The 15,531-nt window shown below is 66.5% G+C and carries 15 protein-coding genes; 10 read left to right on the forward strand and 5 right to left on the reverse strand.

Annotated features, from left to right (window positions below):
- Nucleotides 1-15: 15 nt before the first annotated feature.
- Nucleotides 16-636 (reverse strand): OB-fold-containig protein, encoded by a 621-nt coding sequence (locus ACX40Y_RS11840; RefSeq protein ID WP_459119768.1) that lies wholly within the window; start codon nucleotides 634-636, stop codon nucleotides 16-18.
- Between the two features lie 151 nt (nucleotides 637-787).
- On the opposite strand from ACX40Y_RS11840, the gene ACX40Y_RS11845 reads away from it, so the two are divergent.
- Nucleotides 788-1,213, forward strand: a complete 426-nt coding sequence (locus ACX40Y_RS11845) for a hypothetical protein (protein WP_459119769.1) — start codon at nucleotides 788-790, stop codon at nucleotides 1,211-1,213.
- Nucleotides 1,214-1,229: 16 nt separating this feature from the next.
- Here ACX40Y_RS11845 and ACX40Y_RS11850 read toward each other — a convergent pair whose 3' ends face one another.
- Entirely contained in the window at nucleotides 1,230-2,240 is a 1,011-nt protein-coding gene (locus tag ACX40Y_RS11850; RefSeq protein WP_459119770.1) for an NAD(P)H-quinone oxidoreductase, read from the reverse strand.
- Nucleotides 2,241-2,318: 78 nt separating this feature from the next.
- Here ACX40Y_RS11850 and ACX40Y_RS11855 point away from each other — a divergent pair, with 78 nt between their 5' ends.
- Nucleotides 2,319-2,516 carry a DUF1192 domain-containing protein gene (locus ACX40Y_RS11855; protein ID WP_459119771.1) on the forward strand — a complete coding sequence of 66 codons (198 nt, stop codon included), beginning with the start codon at nucleotides 2,319-2,321 and terminating at the stop codon, nucleotides 2,514-2,516.
- 138 nt (nucleotides 2,517-2,654) lie between these two features.
- Nucleotides 2,655-4,979: an ATP-dependent Clp protease ATP-binding subunit ClpA gene (gene clpA / locus ACX40Y_RS11860; RefSeq protein ID WP_459119772.1), complete on the forward strand. Its 2,325-nt coding sequence runs from the start codon at nucleotides 2,655-2,657 to the stop codon at nucleotides 4,977-4,979.
- A 67-nt stretch (nucleotides 4,980-5,046) separates the two neighbouring features.
- Here clpA and ACX40Y_RS11865 read toward each other — a convergent pair whose 3' ends face one another.
- On the reverse strand, nucleotides 5,047-6,261 hold the full coding sequence (locus tag ACX40Y_RS11865) for a DUF418 domain-containing protein (RefSeq protein ID WP_459119773.1): 1,215 nt from the start codon (nucleotides 6,259-6,261) through the stop codon (nucleotides 5,047-5,049).
- 101 nt (nucleotides 6,262-6,362) lie between these two features.
- Between ACX40Y_RS11865 and ACX40Y_RS11870 the strand changes: the two genes are divergently transcribed.
- The 3 genes from ACX40Y_RS11870 (at nucleotide 6,363) to ACX40Y_RS11880 (ending at nucleotide 10,075) form a co-directional block, all read left to right on the forward strand.
- Nucleotides 6,363-8,054: a sensor domain-containing diguanylate cyclase gene (locus ACX40Y_RS11870; protein ID WP_459119774.1), complete on the forward strand. Its 1,692-nt coding sequence runs from the start codon at nucleotides 6,363-6,365 to the stop codon at nucleotides 8,052-8,054.
- A gap of 41 nt (nucleotides 8,055-8,095) precedes the next feature.
- Nucleotides 8,096-8,320 carry a hypothetical protein gene (locus ACX40Y_RS11875; RefSeq protein WP_459119775.1) on the forward strand — a complete coding sequence of 75 codons (225 nt, stop codon included), beginning with the start codon at nucleotides 8,096-8,098 and terminating at the stop codon, nucleotides 8,318-8,320.
- Nucleotides 8,321-8,383: 63 nt separating this feature from the next.
- Nucleotides 8,384-10,075, forward strand: coding sequence for an AMP-binding protein (locus ACX40Y_RS11880; protein ID WP_459119776.1), 1,692 nt, complete (start codon nucleotides 8,384-8,386; stop codon nucleotides 10,073-10,075).
- A 453-nt stretch (nucleotides 10,076-10,528) separates the two neighbouring features.
- On the opposite strand, the gene ACX40Y_RS11885 is transcribed toward ACX40Y_RS11880, so the two are convergent.
- Nucleotides 10,529-11,116, reverse strand: a complete 588-nt coding sequence (locus ACX40Y_RS11885; protein WP_459119777.1) for a DUF305 domain-containing protein — start codon at nucleotides 11,114-11,116, stop codon at nucleotides 10,529-10,531.
- 316 nt (nucleotides 11,117-11,432) lie between these two features.
- On the reverse strand, nucleotides 11,433-12,815 hold the full coding sequence (locus ACX40Y_RS11890) for an NAD-dependent succinate-semialdehyde dehydrogenase (protein ID WP_459119778.1): 1,383 nt from the start codon (nucleotides 12,813-12,815) through the stop codon (nucleotides 11,433-11,435).
- A 175-nt stretch (nucleotides 12,816-12,990) separates the two neighbouring features.
- Between ACX40Y_RS11890 and ACX40Y_RS11895 the strand changes: the two genes are divergently transcribed.
- The 4 genes from ACX40Y_RS11895 (at nucleotide 12,991) to ACX40Y_RS11910 (ending at nucleotide 15,517) form a co-directional block, all read left to right on the forward strand.
- The gene (locus ACX40Y_RS11895) at nucleotides 12,991-13,236 is read left to right on the forward strand and encodes an exodeoxyribonuclease VII small subunit (RefSeq protein ID WP_459119779.1); all 246 of its coding nucleotides are present in this window, start codon (nucleotides 12,991-12,993) and stop codon (nucleotides 13,234-13,236) included.
- A 3-nt stretch (nucleotides 13,237-13,239) separates the two neighbouring features.
- The gene (locus ACX40Y_RS11900; RefSeq protein WP_459119780.1) at nucleotides 13,240-14,148 is read left to right on the forward strand and encodes a polyprenyl synthetase family protein; all 909 of its coding nucleotides are present in this window, start codon (nucleotides 13,240-13,242) and stop codon (nucleotides 14,146-14,148) included.
- A 27-nt stretch (nucleotides 14,149-14,175) separates the two neighbouring features.
- A complete protein-coding gene (gene coaD / locus ACX40Y_RS11905) occupies nucleotides 14,176-14,685 on the forward strand; it encodes a pantetheine-phosphate adenylyltransferase (protein WP_459119781.1) in 510 nt (169 codons plus the stop codon).
- Nucleotides 14,686-14,767: 82 nt separating this feature from the next.
- Complete coding sequence (locus ACX40Y_RS11910) at nucleotides 14,768-15,517, forward strand: peptidylprolyl isomerase (protein WP_459119782.1); 750 nt, start codon at nucleotides 14,768-14,770, stop codon at nucleotides 15,515-15,517.
- The last annotated feature ends 14 nt before the right edge of the window (nucleotides 15,518-15,531 follow it).

A 15,531-nucleotide genomic window follows, 5' to 3' on the forward strand; every position in this document is an offset into this window, starting at 1 on the left:
ATGACCGTTCAGCCTTCAAAGACGGGGCAGATGATAATCGCCCCAGGAAACCGCGCGAAAGCACTCGCCTTCGCGGCGGACGAGCAGGACGCGTTCGCCCTCCTCGAAAACCTGCGTGCTGCCGTCGGGCTCGACCATCACGTAATGGACCTGGCCGAAGCCGTCCTGCGCCCGCGCGCGCGCCGGTGAGCCCATCCGCGCGCGGCCGGTGACGATCTCGGCCGTGGTGCCGACCAGCACCTCCAGCGGCACCGCGGTGGTGAAGTCGCGCGGCAGCACCCGCGCCAGCCCGCGCGCCGCCAGCCCGGTCAGCGGCAGCGTCGCCACCGCGACGCCTGGCACCGCGATCCACGGCGTCAGCGCCGCGCCGGTCCAGTCATGCGCGAATTGCTGGGCGATCAGCCCCAGCACGCCGAAGATCGCGAGGAACAGCACGAGCAGCATCAGCAGCGGCAGCCGCCCGATGCCCAGCCAGCCGAGCAGGTCGACACCAGCATCGGCATCGACGTCCAGATCGGCATCCGCATGCGCCCAGTCGCCGCCCAGCCCGATCACCTGCGCAGCGCCGATCAGCAGCATCAGCAGGATCGCCGAGACGAACGCGAAGTTCTCCGGCGCCGCGATTACCCCCCACACGTCACATCCCCCAACAGTCCTTGCAGATTAGCGACCTGGCGGGTGCACTTGAAGCGAAATCGGATGCGCCGGAACCGATTTCGGCGGCCTTGCCCGATCGCGACCGCCGGCTCGTCGATCGCTCTACAATGAAGGCTGAAAGGGATCGCAAATGACATTCAACCAGCTTCGCGACATGCATCGCGAAATCATCTCGCTCGTTCACCGGCTGGCCGCCGTCTGCGAACGCGGCGAACCCACGGACGCGCTCAACGAGGCGCGGGCGATGGTGCACGCGGCGATCGCCCATTATCTCGCTCATAAGGAGGCGTTGGTCATCGCCCCCCTGCGCGAAAGCGATGATTGCGCCCACCGCGCGATGGCGCGCCGCTGCGCGCTCGAGGATCTGGAGGGGCGCCAGCTTGCCGAGGCGCACCGCGCCGAATGGACGATCTGCGCGATCCGGCGCCATCCGCGCGAATATCAGAAGATCGTTCGCCAGATCCTGCGCATGATCCAGCGCCGCGCCGCCTATCAGGAACAGGTGGTGTTCCCGATGGTGCGCGAGGCGCTCGCCGCGCGCGCCCAGGCGGCCTGATCGCGGCCCCGGGCGGTCAGGCGCCGGCGTCGCCGATCGTCAGCACGATCTTGCCGATATGCTCGCCGGCCTCCATCCGCCGATGGGCGTCGGCGGCGTCGGCAAGCGGGAAGTGCATGTCGATCACCGGCTTCAGCCGCCCGGCGGCAACGTCGGGCCAGATATTGCGATGGATCTCGTCGGCCAGCAGCGACTTGAACTCGACCGAACGGGGCCGCAGCGTTGACCCGGTCATCGTCAGCCGGCGGCGCATGATCTCGAACAGCGGCACCGTGGCGCTCGCCCCGCCCTGCACCGCGATCGAGACGTGGCGGCCGTCATCGGCCAGGCATTGCAGGTTGCGCGGCACATAATCGCCGCCCACCATGTCGATCACCACCTCGACGCCGCGCCCGTCGGTGAACGTCTTCACCGCGTCGACAAAGTCCTCGGTCCGGTAATTGATCGCCAAGTCGGCGCCCAGCGCGCGGGCGGCGGCGCATTTCTCGTCCGAGCCGGCGGTGACGATGATCGTCATTCCGAACAGCTTGGCCAGCGCGATCGCCATCGTGCCGATGCCGCTCGTCCCGCCATGCACCAGCACCGTCTCGCCCGGCTGGGCATAGGCGCGCTGGAACAGGTTGGACCACACGGTGAACAGCGTCTCCGGCATCGCCGCGGCTTCCACCATCGTCAGCGCACCGGGCACCGGCAGGCACTGGCCGGCGGGGGCAACCGCATATTCGGCATAGCCACCCCCGGCGATCAGCGCGCACACGCGCTGCCCGATCAGCGACGGATCGGCGCCCTCACCCGCTGCGACCACCGTGCCGGCAATCTCCATGCCCAGGATCGACGGGGCGCCCGGCGGCGGCGGATAGCTGCCCTTGCGCTGGAGCACCTCCGGCCGGTTGACGCCCGCGGCCGCGACTCGAATCAGCACCTCGCCCGCGCCGGGCCGCGGCACCGGACGTTCCACCGGGACGAGCACTTCGGGGCCACCTGGCGCATCGGGATCGATGGCCAGCATCTTTTCGGGTGCGATCATTCGGTTCGTCGCTTTTCGACCTAAGGGGATTCCCGGCGCCTTATTGACATCGCCTCTGCCAGGGTCAACGTTTGGTAAATGGACGCCGATGAAAATCTTCCGCGTCGTTCCGACGATCCCGCCGCGCTGCTGGGGCGACAGGATCTCGATCCGTTTTCGGTCGCGGAACTCGAAGCGCGTATCAAGCTCCTCGAAGCGGAGATTACCCGCTGTCGCGAAAAGATTCATCGCGCCGTACACCACCGCGCAAGCGCGGACGCTCTATTTAAGAGATGAGCGTCAATGCACCGGGGCTGGCGCAACACGCCATAAATTGCCGGTGCAGGGCCGTAGCGCTTGATGCAGGCCACCGCCCTCCCGACATTGGGGAAGACGGGCCCTGCGCCCCTTGGGCCCGATTGGAGTTGTATTCCGATGCCTAGTTTCGCCTCCGCCCTCGAATCCACGCTGCACAAGGCACTCGAGGCCGCGTCCTCGCGGCGCCACGAATATGCGACGCTCGAACATCTGCTGCTCGCCCTGATCGACGACGAACACGCGTCGAAGGTGATGAGCGCATGCGGCGTCGATCTCGGTGAACTCAAGACCACCGTCGCGCATTATCTCGATACCGAGCTCGAGGCGCTCAAGGTCGACAACGCGACCGATCCCTCCCCCACCAGCGGCTTCCAGCGCGTCGTCCAGCGTGCGATCCTGCACGTCCAGTCTTCGGGCCGCGACGAGGTGACCGGCGGCAACGTGCTCGTCGCGCTGTTCAGCGAACGCGAAAGCTATGCCGTCTATTTCCTGCAGCAGCAGGATATGAGCCGGCTGGATGCCGTGAGCTTCATCAGCCACGGCGTTGGCAAGGGCGGGGCCACGCCTGCCGAGACGAGCACGCCCAAGGGCGCTGCCGAGGAAGACAAGGCGAACAAGCAGGAGGCGAAGACGGGCAAGGGTGAGAGCGCGCTCAAGCAGTTCACCGTCGACCTCAACGAAAAGGCGAAGATCGGCAAGGTCGATCCGCTGATCGGCCGCGCGGCCGAGGTCGACCGCACCGTCCAGATCCTCTGCCGGCGCAGCAAGAACAACCCGCTCTACGTGGGCGATCCCGGCGTCGGCAAGACCGCCATCGCCGAGGGTCTCGCGCGCAAGATCGTCGAGGGCGAAGTGCCCGACGTGCTCAAGGAAGCGGTGATCTATTCGCTCGACATGGGCGCGCTGCTCGCCGGCACCCGCTATCGCGGCGACTTTGAAGAACGCCTCAAGCAGGTCGTCTCGGAGCTCGAAAAGCTGCCGCACGCGGTGCTTTTCATCGACGAGATCCACACCGTGATCGGCGCTGGCGCCACCAGCGGCGGCGCGATGGATGCGTCGAACCTGCTCAAGCCGGCGCTGTCGGGCGGCACGATCCGCTGCATCGGCTCGACCACCTACAAGGAATTCCGCAACCATTTCGAGAAGGACCGCGCGCTGCTCCGCCGCTTCCAGAAGATCGACGTCAACGAGCCGTCGGTCGAGGATACGGTGAAGATCCTCGCCGGCCTGCGGTCGGCGTTCGAGCAGCACCATTCGGTCAAGTACACGCCCGATGCGATCAAGTCGGCGGTCGAGCTGTCGGCGCGCTACATCAACGACCGCAAGCTGCCCGACAAGGCGATCGACGTGATCGACGAAGTCGGCGCGATGCAGATGCTGGTGGCGCCGTCCAAGCGCAAGAAGACGATCACGCCCAAGGAGATCGAACAGGTCATCGCGACGATGGCGCGCATCCCGCCGAAGACCGTCTCGTCGGACGACACCCGCGTGCTCGCCAGCATCGAGCAGGATCTGAAGCGCGTCGTGTTCGGCCAGGACAAGGCGATCGAGGTGCTGTCCTCGGCGATCAAGCTGAGCCGTGCGGGCCTGCGCGACCCGGACAAGCCGATCGGCAACTATCTGTTCTCGGGCCCGACCGGTGTCGGCAAGACCGAGGTGGCGAAGCAGCTCGCCGAGCTGCTCGGCATCCCGCTCCAGCGCTTCGACATGTCCGAATATATGGAACGCCACTCGGTCAGCCGGCTGATCGGTGCCCCTCCGGGCTATGTCGGCTATGACCAGGGCGGCCTGCTCACCGACGCGGTCGATCAGAATCCGCATTCGGTGCTGCTGCTCGACGAGATCGAGAAGGCGCACCCGGACCTGTTCAACATCCTGTTGCAGGTAATGGACAACGGCAAGCTGACCGATCACCACGGCAAGACCGTCGATTTCCGCAACACCATCCTCATCATGACCACCAATGCCGGTGCGTCGGACATGGCGAAGGAAAGCGTCGGCTTCGGCAATATCAGCCGCGAGGACGTGCAGGAGGAAGCGGTGAAGAACCTCTTCACCCCCGAATTCCGCAACCGCCTCGATGCGATCGTGCCGTTCGGCTATCTGCCGCCGGAGGTGGTCGCCCGCGTGGTCGACAAGTTCATCCTCCAGCTCGAACTGCAGCTGTCGGATCGCGGCGTCCATATCCAGCTCGATGACGAGGCACGCCAGTGGCTCACCGATCGCGGCTATGACAAGCTCTATGGCGCGCGGCCGATGGGTCGCCTGATCCAGGAGAAGATCAAGCAGCCGCTGGCCGAGGAGCTGCTGTTCGGCAAGCTCGTCCACGGCGGCGAGGTGAGCGTGAAGCTCAAGGACGGCGCGCTGGCGTTCCAGATCGTGCCGGCCGCACCGAAGAAGCCAAAGAAGGGCGGCAAGAAGGCCGAAGCCGCAAAAGCCTGAACGCGATCGCCTCCCCGCGATGATGGACGGCCCGGGACTTGTGCCCGGGCCGTTTTTCGTTGGCGGATCAGGCCGCCGCGACGGCCGCGCGCGGCGGGCGGCGGCGGAACGGGATATCGCGGCGCATATAGGTCAGCGCGCGCCAAACCCATTCGATCGGCCCGTACTGGAAACGCGCGAGCCACAGATGCGCCGCGACAATCTGGATCACGATCGCCACCAGGCCGACCATCAGCCGCGTCGGCGCATCCCATTTGTCGTACATCCCCAGGCCATAGCCATAGAAGACCGGCACGAAGACCGCCGATTGCAGGATGTAATAGGTCAGCGTCAGCCGCCCCGGCGCAGCCAGCACATGCACGATCCGCCGCGCCGGGCCGTCATACAGCGCGATCAGCAGCAGCGTCCAGAACGCGGTACCCGCCAGTTCCAGCCACAGGTTGACGATCGTCCAGAAGGCGCGGGCCGACGCGGCGCCGTACCCCAGATGCGCGAACCACAGCCGAAGGTCGTCGCGCCACCAGAACAGGCCCAGCGCGACCGCCGCCGCCAGCGGCAGCGCCACCGCCCGCCAGCGCCGGCTGGCGGCCAGATCGCCGAAAAAGCCGATCCGCCCCAGCACCATGCCCACCAGATACAGGCCCAGAATCTGCACCAGCCGGCCATATTCGAGGAAGAACCAGTATTTCGACTGCTGCCCGGCCCACAGATTGACCTTCACCGCCTCCCACCAGCTGCCGTGCAGATAGACCGGCATGCCCGGATCGATCGACGACATCGGCGGATGGTTCGCCCAGGCCGCGCCCGCGGCGGCGGCGACCATCTGGAGGATCAGCGTCGGCCCGGCGAGGCAGAACAGCGCGGCGCCGATCAGCACGCGGTTGCTCTTCACGCGATGCGCGATCAGCAGCAGGAAGCCCGTCGCGGCGAGAATCTGGATGATGTCGCCGCGATAGATGATCGCATGCGCAAATCCGATTGCTTCAAGCACCAGCAGGCGCCATGCGAAGCGCGCGCTGAAATCGATTCCGCGCGCCGCCGCACGGTCCATCAGGATGAAGAAGCTGAACCCGAAGCAAAGCGCGAGCAGCGAGAAGCTTTTGCCCATGAAAAGGCCGAACACGATGTCGGAAACCAGTCCCGGCTGCTCGGTCGCCCAGAACAGCTCATAGCTCTCGATGATGTGGACCAGGAACAACGCCATCAGCGCGAAGCCACGCAGCACGTCGACGACTTCGAGGCGCGACGCCGGGGAGGCTGGTTTGTCGGCTTTCTGTGACATTCGAACCCTTATTCTCTCCGCCGCCGCACATGCCGCACGCGCCTGGCCGACCCCCGAAAAACCGTGCCGCGCCAGCCATCTTTACGGGTTGTTTGTCATAGATGGCTAGCGACAAGGCCATGATCGGCGTCTGGCTTCGTTGGCTCTGCCTCGCGCTCGTCGCGTTCGGCTGCGCGACGATCCCGGCCCATGCCCAAGCCGGTGTGGCCGGTCAACCGATCGACGTGTGCGTGATGCGCGACACCGGGCAGGATGCGGCGCGCCTGGTCCGCCGGCCTGCCGGCTTCGATTGCACCACGCCGCAGCATCGGTTCGGCAGCGGCGATTTCTGGGCGGTCACGCGCGACATCGATCTTCGCTCGACGTTCAACACCCCGCTCGCGCTGCGCTTCGCCAGCCTGTGGCAGCGCGGTCTTTCGATCCATATCCTCTATGCCGACGGTTCGATCCGCAATTGGCACAGCGACGCCCGGGGGATCACCCCCCTGCTCCAGCTCGGCGCAATCGCCCAGCTGCCGCTGCCGCCGCGCGATCCGGCGGTGGTGCGCGTGCTGTTCCATGTTCAGGGTGCCGCCAACGCCCGCGCGATCGTCACCGGCGTCCGCGTCGGCCCGCTGCACGACGGCGTCACCGCCAATCTCAGGCTCGCCGCGCTCTATGCCGGGTTTGCCGGCATCGCGATCGCGCTGATCGTCTATAACTTCGCGCTGTGGTGCGCGATGCGACACCGCTTCCAGCTGCATTACTGCGTGCTGCTCACGGCGCTGCTCGGCTACACCGCCTCCTCGTCGGGCGTGCTCGCCTGGTTCGCGCCGGCGATGGCGAACAACGATCGGCTGCGGCTCAACTATCTGTTCGTCGGTCTCGCCGGCGGCGCGGCGGCATTGTTCACGCGCAGCTTCTTCGAACAGCGCACCATGCCGCCCTGGCTCGATCGCACCGTGCTCGTGCTCGCGGCGATGCTGCCGCTGTCGAGCCTCACGGTCGCGCTGTTCGGCGCGGTCGACCTGCGCCTGGCCGACCTGTTCTACACCGCCACCGTCGCCGCGCTGATCGCGATCGTCGTGCCGGTGATCCTCGGCGCATGGCGCCGGCGCTCGCCGTTCCTCTGGTTGTTCGCGCTGGCCTGGAGCGCGCCGATCGTGCTCACGCTGGTGCGGGTGATGGCGGCGCTGCACCTGCTGCCGTGGAACTTCTGGATCGACAATTCGACGATCATCGCGATGGTGTTCGAGGCGCAGGTCTCGGCGCTCGCCGTCGCCTATCGCATCAAGGCGCTCCGCGACGAGCGCGACGACGCGATCCTGCGCGAAGTGCTCACCCGCCGCCTCGCCGACACCGATCCGCTCACCGGCCTGCTCAACCGCCGCGCCTTCCTGGCCGAAGCGCTCGGCCGCGCCGGCGAGCAGCGGCTGCTGCTGATCGACATCGATCATTTCAAGCGCATCAACGACACGATCGGCCATGACGGCGGCGACGATGTCCTGCGCCTGTTCGCGCGGGCGCTGCGCAGCGCCGCGCCCGATGCGCTGATCGCCCGGATGGGCGGCGAGGAATTCGCGCTGGTGGCGAGCGCCGCGCAGTCGATCGAGCCCGACGCGCTGCTCGCGCGGCTTCGCACCGCCCGGATGCCGTTCGACCTGAAGGTCACCGCCAGCATCGGCGCCAGTGCCGGCCCGCTCACCGATCTCGCCGAGTGGAAGGCGCTGTACCGCGCCGCCGACGCCGCGCTGTTCGAGGCCAAGGCCGCCGGCCGCGATCGCGCCCGCGGTTCGCTGGAAAGCGCCGCGTGATCCGCTTGCCGCGGGCGCGCGTCCGGCATATGCTGCGCGCGATGAACGACCGGGGCCCCTCGACGCTGCAAAAGCGCAGGATGTGGATCGCGGGCGCCGCTGCGCTCGGGCTCGCCACGCTCGTCGTCGCGCCGCCCCATGCCGCGCTTGAAATCCACGCGCACCGGCCCGACGATCTGGCCCCTCAGCGCGTCCAGGCGGCGGTCGATCTCGGCGGGATCGCGATTTCGATCCTCGTCACGTGGAGCCGTGACTTCGCGAAGTAACGCGCGGCCGGCCACCGGAAAGCGCGCTTGCATGCGCCGCCGGGCCTGCTTACGCTGATGTCAATGAACGAGCCCGAACAGGTCTGGAAGACCGCTTATCGGCATCCAGGAGAGTGGGACCGGGCGTATGCGCCGCGGTCGATGGTCGAGTTGTTCGAGGAAAGCGCCGCCGCGCATCCGCGCGCGCCGCTGCTCGATTTCATGGGTCGCATCTACAGCTATGGCGAAACGCAGGACGGCGTCGATCGCGTCGCCTGCGGGCTGCGCGAACTCGGCTATGGGCCGGGCGACCGGATCGGCCTGTTCCTGCCCAACGCCCCCCATTATGTCGCCGCCTATTACGGCATCCTCAAGCTCGGCGCGACGGTCGTCAATTTCTCGCCGCTCTATTCGGTCGACGAACTCGCGGCACAGGTCGCCGATTCGGGCACGCGCCTGCTCTTCACGCTTTCGGCCAGCGCGCTGCTGCCGACCGCGCTCGAAGTGCTCGAACGCAGTGCGCTCGAACAGCTGGTGGTCGGCTCGGTCGCCGGCGCCCTGCCCCCCGCCAAGTCGCTCTTCTACCGCTGGTTCCGCAGCGCCGAGGTCGCGCCGCGCCCGCACGATCCGCGCGTCATCGCCTTTTCCGAGCTGATCGCCAATGACGGCGATTGCACCACGCACCCGATCGATCCCGAACGCGATCTCGCGCTGATCCAATATACCGGCGGCACCACCGGCACGCCCAAGGGGGCGATGCTCACCCATCAGAACCTGTCGGCCAATGCCCGCCAGGTCGCCGAACTCGATCCCGATCTCGGCAAGGTGGAAGACAAGGTGCTCGGCGTGCTGCCCTTCTTCCACGTCTTCGCCAACACCTGCGTGCTCAACCGCACGGTGATCGCCGGCGGCCAGATCGTGATGCTGCCGCGCTTCAACGCCACGCAGACGCTCGCCGAACTGCGCCGCACCCGCCCGCGCGCGCTGCCGGGCGTGCCGACCATGTATCAGGCGCTGCTCGATGCGCCGGGCATGACGCCGGACGATTTCGCCTCGCTGCGCTTCTGCATCTCGGGCGGCGCGCCCTTGTCCGAACAGCTCAAGAACAACTGGGAAAGCACCACCGGCGCGCATGTGATCGAAGGCTATGGCCTGTCGGAAAGCTCGGGCGTGGTCTGTACCAATCCCTATGTCGGGCTCAACAAGCCGGGCACGATCGGCCAGCCGCTCGCCGGCACGCGCGTCCGCCTGGTCGACAAGGAAGACCCGCATCGCCCCGCCGCGCCGGGCGTGCCGGGGGAGATCATCGTCTCCGGTCCCCAGATCATGAAGGGCTATTGGAACCGGCCCGATGCCGATGCCGGCGTGTTCGTCGAATTCGACGGCACCGGCCATTGGCTGCGCACCGGCGATGTCGGGCTGATCGACGAGGACGGCTATATCCGCATCGTCGATCGGCTGAAGGACATGATCGCGGTCGGCGGGTTCAAGGTGTTCCCCAGCCAGATCGAATCGGTGCTCTACACGCACCCGGCGGTGAAGGAGGCGCTCGTGCTCGGCCTGCCCGACGCCTATCACGGCGAACTGCCGCACGCCTATGTCACGCTGGTCGAGGGGCAGAGCGCGGACCCGGCCGAACTCGCCACCTGGCTCAACCGCCAGCTCGGCAAGCACGAGCGCGTCGCCGAAGTGGTGATCCGCACAACTCTGCCCAAGACGATGATCGGCAAGCTCAGCCGCAAGGACCTGCTGGCAGAGGTGATGGCCCGCCGCTGAGTGAGGATACGGCGGCTTACGCCCCAATAGCGGCCGTCGCGATTTGGCGGTATGAGGGGGTGATAGCGGGAGAACAACCTTGAACGAGGCAGTTTTCATAACGATCGGTGCGGCTGTTCTCATGGCGCTGCTTGGTGCGTATATCTTCCTCTATCGCTTACTCATTCGGGTCCTGTTCGCGTTGGTTGACCGCCTGCCACCTTACCGTCCAAGCGGTCGCTACCGATCACAATCGACACCCGAAAAATACGCAGCTCTACGCAGGCTACGCAACGGCGGCTAACCACCCATTTTCGGACGCTGTGAGTGGTTCATGGTTAACACCACGTTGGTCAAGCCTGTAACGCATGTAAACTGAAGAATTGCGGGCAAAGTCGCAGCTTTGCGCGGTTTCGACTGCTTCTAGCGCGAGAAGCGGACTGGCAGGAGACGACCCCCTGCCTGCCGTCGCGACTAAAGCGGTTCTTCCACCAGCAACTTGCCGCTCAACAGATCTTGAGCTTCCCTTGCCCCTTCAGGACTCAAAGTAGCAGGACCAGCGGGAAGGGGGCTATTGGCGCGCCTGCCGTTGTCCTCGATGTCGCGAATGAGCATCTTCATTTCGGCGATCTCCTTCACCTGATCGCGAGTGATCCGATCAGCGAGATACCGCACGCGAGGATCGCGGATGTCAGCCTTCCGCGCGTTGTTGATGGCGATGGAGTGATGGGGAATCATCGCTTTCATAAACGCTGTGTCACCAATCAGGGCTTGACTGCGGTTCACCGCCAGCAGCGCGATCCCCGCTAGGATCGCTCCGGCGAGCACAACCATTTTCGCAGCCTGGGGACGGTACATGCTCCACATGAAGGCCAGCATCACTGCCGTCATCACGCATCCCATGACTAACGAGGAGACAAGACGGGTGAGACTGAAGAGCGCGTGATCCCAACTGTAGACGAGTTGGTACATCAGGAAGAACATAATGACGGTTGAGGTCGCGATCATCGCTGCGAAGCGACCCCAGCCCATGCCCATGGTTTGCTGATTGTGATCATCCATGGGTAAGTTGCTCCCTGGCCCTCGCTTCCTGAACCAGCGGGGCCGCTAATTGTTCACAACAATCGCTTCTGTCCGGATTCCACCACCAAGCGCCGTCATCCCCGCGAAGGCGGGGATCTATTGACGCTGGCTTCGCGGCTCTTTTCCCCGGCGCAACGGCGAATGGATTCCCGCCTGCGCGGGAATGACGGCGATTGGCGCGGTGGCGAACGACCGCGGGGCGGGCGAGGCCTCGCCTTTTTGATTGAGCGCGTCGCGTGTCGCTGCCCGCCTGCCCCGCGCCCCGCGAGCCATCGCGAGCCGCCGAGCATCGCGCTCAATCGCCCGGTTTGCCGCTGCCGCCGAACATCACCGCCTTCAGGTTCATGAACTCGTGCAGCCCCCAGGGGCCGAGCTCGCGGCCATGCCCGGATAGCTTGACGCCGCCGAACGGCGCCTCGGGTGTCGAGGCGAGCATCGCGTTCACCGCGGTCATCCCCGATTCGATGTCGCGGGCGAAGCGCTCGACTTCATCCGCATCCTGCGTCCACACCGACGAACCGAGCCCATAGGGCGTATCGTTGGCCAGCGCGATCGCCTCGTCGATATCGGCGACCTTGTAGACCGCCGCCACCGGCCCGAACACTTCCTCCTTGGCGACATCCGATTCGGGATCGAGGTCGACGAGCACGCCCGCGGTCATCCACGCGCCCGGCCGATCGATCTTCTCCGCGCCGGCCAGCAGCCTTGCGCCCGATGCGGTCGCCCGCTCGACCTGTTTCAGCACGGTATCGCGCTGCTGCACGCTCGACAGCGGCCCCATCTGCGTATCGCCGTCCATCGGATCGCCGATCTTCACCGCCTTCATGCCCGCGACGAACCTGTCGAGGAATGCGTCATAGACATCGGCATGGACGATCATCCGCTTGGCGCAGATGCAGCTCTGGCCGGCATTCTGCACGCGCGCCGTCACCGCCGTCCTCGCCGCCGCATCGATATCGGCGGACGGCATCACGATGAACGGGTCCGATCCGCCGAGTTCGAGCACCACCTTCTTCAGCGCACGCCCGGCCGCCTGCGCCACCTTGGCGCCGGCGCCTTCGCTGCCGGTCAGCGTCACCGCCACCACGCGGCGATCGGCGATGATGCCCGCCACCTTGTCCGATTTGATCGGCAGGTTCTGGAACAACCCCTCGGGCGCGCCCGCCTCGCGCATCATCCGTTCCATCGCCGCCGCGCAGCCCTGCACGCTCGACGCATGTTTGAGCAGCCCGACATTGCCCGCCAAAATCGTCGGCGCCAGAAAGCGCACCGCCTGCCAATAGGGGAAGTTCCACGGCATCACCGCCAGCACCGGCCCCATCGGCAGCCATCGCGCCTCGGCATGGCCCGCCGGCGTCGTCACCCGCTCGGTCTTCAGATAGGCCGGGCCGTGCTCGGCATAATGGCGAAAGCCGGCGATGCACTTCTCGACTTCGGCCAGCGCGCCGCTGATCGGCTTGCCCATTTCGCGCACCGCCAGTTCGGCCAGCACCTGCTTGTTCGCGGCCCATTTGTCGGCGATCGCGCTCAGCAGGTCGGTCCTCGCCTGGATCGGCGTGTCGCGCCATTCGCGATAGGTGGCATGGGCATTCGCCAGCGCCGCTTCCACGCCGGCATCGTCCATCTCGGCGATCCGGTCGACGGTCTCGCCGGTGGCGGGATTGATGATCTCGAACATCGCGATTCTTCTCCTTTTGCATGCCCAACGTGGCAATCGGGATTGCGATGCAGTGGCGGCCGGGCACGCGGCTCTTTTTGCGCCCGGAACGATTGCGGCGGCAACGCAGCCGATCGGCCACGAATCGCATCCAAGCCGGTTGCCATCGCCCCGCCCCGTGCCGCATAGCAGCGTCATGGCGGATCAAGCGGACATCAGCGACCTTTCCTTCGAAGAGGCGCTCAAGGAACTCGAACGAATCGTCGGCCGGCTCGAAAGCGGCGACGCCGCGCTTCAGGAGGCGATCGATCTTTACGAACGCGGCGATCGGCTGCGGCGGCAATGCGCTGCCCGGCTCGATGCGGCGCAGGCCCGGATCGAGGCGATCCGCAGCGATGCCGACGGCCGCGCCGCCGGCACCACGCCCTTCGCGGCCGGCTGAGGCGTGGCGAGCGTGACGCACGCGTCGCTCGCGCTGCAATCGGCGCTCCGCCAGGTCGCGGGCCTGGTCGACGATCAGTTCGATCGGCTGCTCGAGGTGCCCGACGATCCCCGCCGCGAGCTTTACCGGGCGATGCGCCACGCCGCGATCGGCGGCGGCAAGCGGCTGCGGCCGCTGCTCGTCTATGCTACCGCGCAATTGTTCGGCGTCGATCGCACCTGCGCGATCCGCACCGGCACCGCGATCGAGTGCATCCATGTCTATTCGCTGATCCACGACGATCTGCCGGCGATGGACAATGACGATCTTCGCCGCGGCAAGCCGACGGTGCACAAGGCGTTCGACGAAGCGACCGCGATCCTGGCCGGCGATTGCCTCCACGCGCTCGCCTTCGAACTGCTGACGCACGATGCGACGCATCCCGATCCCTATGTCCGCATCGAGCTTGCCGCCGAACTCGCGCGCGCGTCCGGCCCGTCGGGCATGGCCGGCGGGCAGATGATGGACCTGGAGGCCGAGAAGTCGAGCTTCGATCTCGCCACCGTCACCCGGCTTCAGGCGATGAAAACCGGCGCGCTGATTTCCTGCGCGGTCGAATGCGGCGCGATCCTCGGCCGCGTCGCGCCGGAGGGGCGCACGGGGCTCCGCGGCTATGCCCGCGATGTCGGCCTCGCCTTCCAGATCGCCGACGACATCCTCGATGCCGAGGGCGACGAGGCGTTGGTCGGCAAGAAGCTGCACAAGGACGGCGCGGCGGGCAAGGAGACCTTCCTCTCGCTGCTCGGCATCGATCGCGCGCGCGAACAGGCGCGGATGCTGGTCGATCAGGCGGTGTCGCACCTCCACGCCTATGGCAGCGAGGCCGATCTCCTGCGCGACATTGCGCGCTTCACCCTCGAACGTGATCGCTGATTTCCGACTCGCAAAGGAGAAAGCCGCATGCACGCGCGTATCGGCGTTTACCCGGGCACGTTCGATCCGATCACCCGGGGTCATATGGACATCATCCGGCGCGGCGCGAAGCTCGTCGACCGGCTGGTGATCGGCGTCACCACCAATCCGTCCAAATCGCCGATGTTCTCGATCGAGGAGCGGCTGGCGATGGTCCGGCGCGAGGTCGCGGACATCGCCGGCGAGATCCAGGTCGTAAGCTTCGATTCGCTGCTAATGGACTTTGCCGAGCGCGAGCGCGCCTCGGTCATCATCCGCGGCCTGCGCGCGGTCGCCGATTTCGAATATGAGTATCAGATGGCGGGCATGAACCAGCAGATCAACGACCGGATCGAAACGGTCTTCCTGATGGCCGATGTCTCGCTCCAGCCGATCGCCAGCCGGCTGGTCAAGGAAATCGCGCTCTATGGCGGCGCGATCCACAAATTCGTGACGCCGGCGGTCGAGGGCGACGTCACCCGCCGCGTCTATGAGCTTGGCCGCAAGGGCACCGGCTGATCGCCCTGCCCGCGCCGGGCTTTGCGGCGCCTGCCGATTGGTCTAAAGCCCCGGCTTCACCGGGATCGAGTTGGGGAAGTTGATGCGTTTCGTTGCTGCGCTGGCCTTCATGGCCGCCACGCTGTTCTCCGTGCCCGCGCTGGCACAGGCCGGCGGCGGTGCCCCCCCGAAAGCCGAGCCCGAGCCGCTCAAGGGCGTTGCCGCCCTCGCGTCGCTGCGCCCGCCGGTGGTCGTCGGCGCCGATCCGGCGAACACCTGGGTGCTCGATCTCAGTTCGGGCGGCCGCGTGCTCATCCGCCTGCGCCCCGATGTCGCGCCGAAGATGGTCGAGCGGATCAAGACGCTCACCCGCCAGCATTTCTATGACGGCCTCACCTTCCACCGGGTGATCGACGATCCCTACAACATCGCCCAGGGCGGCGATCCCAAGGGCGACGGCACCGGCGATTCGGATCTGCCCAACGTCCCCGCCGAGTTCAGCTCGCTGCCGCATGTCCGCGGCACCGTCTCCGCCGCCCGCCGCGGCGCGCCGGACAATGCGACGCCCGAGCAGAAGACCGAGGCGGAGAACAGCGCGAACAGCCAGTTCTTCATCATGCTCCAGCCCAAGCTGGCGTTCGACAATGATTATACCGTGTTCGGCCGCGTCGTCTCGGGCATGCAGTGGGTCGACAGGATCGAGCGGGGCGAGCCGCCGCAGAACCCCACCGTCATCATCCACGCCTATATCGAATCAGACAATCCGCCGCCCTATGCGCCGCTCGCCGCCGCGCCGCAGGTGCCCGCCGGCCCGTCGCTGATCCCGGTCGTCCCCGCCCCGCCGAAGAAGTGACGCTGCGCAGGCGC

The organism is Sphingomonas sp. RS6 (assembly GCF_054489705.1).

Coding starts and splice junctions, on each gene's coding strand:
- ACX40Y_RS11910 (WP_459119782.1), top strand. CDS start 14,768: ATGCGTTTCGTTGCTGCGCTGGCCTTCATGGCCGCCACGCTGTTCTCC.
- ACX40Y_RS11845 (WP_459119769.1), top strand. CDS start 788: ATGACATTCAACCAGCTTCGCGACATGCATCGCGAAATCATCTCGCTC.
- ACX40Y_RS11855 (WP_459119771.1), top strand. CDS start 2,319: ATGGACGCCGATGAAAATCTTCCGCGTCGTTCCGACGATCCCGCCGCG.
- ACX40Y_RS11875 (WP_459119775.1), top strand. CDS start 8,096: ATGAACGACCGGGGCCCCTCGACGCTGCAAAAGCGCAGGATGTGGATC.
- ACX40Y_RS11885 (WP_459119777.1), bottom strand. CDS start 11,116: ATGGATGATCACAATCAGCAAACCATGGGCATGGGCTGGGGTCGCTTC.
- coaD (WP_459119781.1), top strand. CDS start 14,176: ATGCACGCGCGTATCGGCGTTTACCCGGGCACGTTCGATCCGATCACC.
- ACX40Y_RS11895 (WP_459119779.1), top strand. CDS start 12,991: ATGGCGGATCAAGCGGACATCAGCGACCTTTCCTTCGAAGAGGCGCTC.
- ACX40Y_RS11865 (WP_459119773.1), bottom strand. CDS start 6,261: ATGTCACAGAAAGCCGACAAACCAGCCTCCCCGGCGTCGCGCCTCGAA.
- ACX40Y_RS11890 (WP_459119778.1), bottom strand. CDS start 12,815: ATGTTCGAGATCATCAATCCCGCCACCGGCGAGACCGTCGACCGGATC.
- ACX40Y_RS11870 (WP_459119774.1), top strand. CDS start 6,363: ATGGCTAGCGACAAGGCCATGATCGGCGTCTGGCTTCGTTGGCTCTGC.
- clpA (WP_459119772.1), top strand. CDS start 2,655: ATGCCTAGTTTCGCCTCCGCCCTCGAATCCACGCTGCACAAGGCACTC.
- ACX40Y_RS11880 (WP_459119776.1), top strand. CDS start 8,384: ATGAACGAGCCCGAACAGGTCTGGAAGACCGCTTATCGGCATCCAGGA.
- ACX40Y_RS11850 (WP_459119770.1), bottom strand. CDS start 2,240: ATGATCGCACCCGAAAAGATGCTGGCCATCGATCCCGATGCGCCAGGT.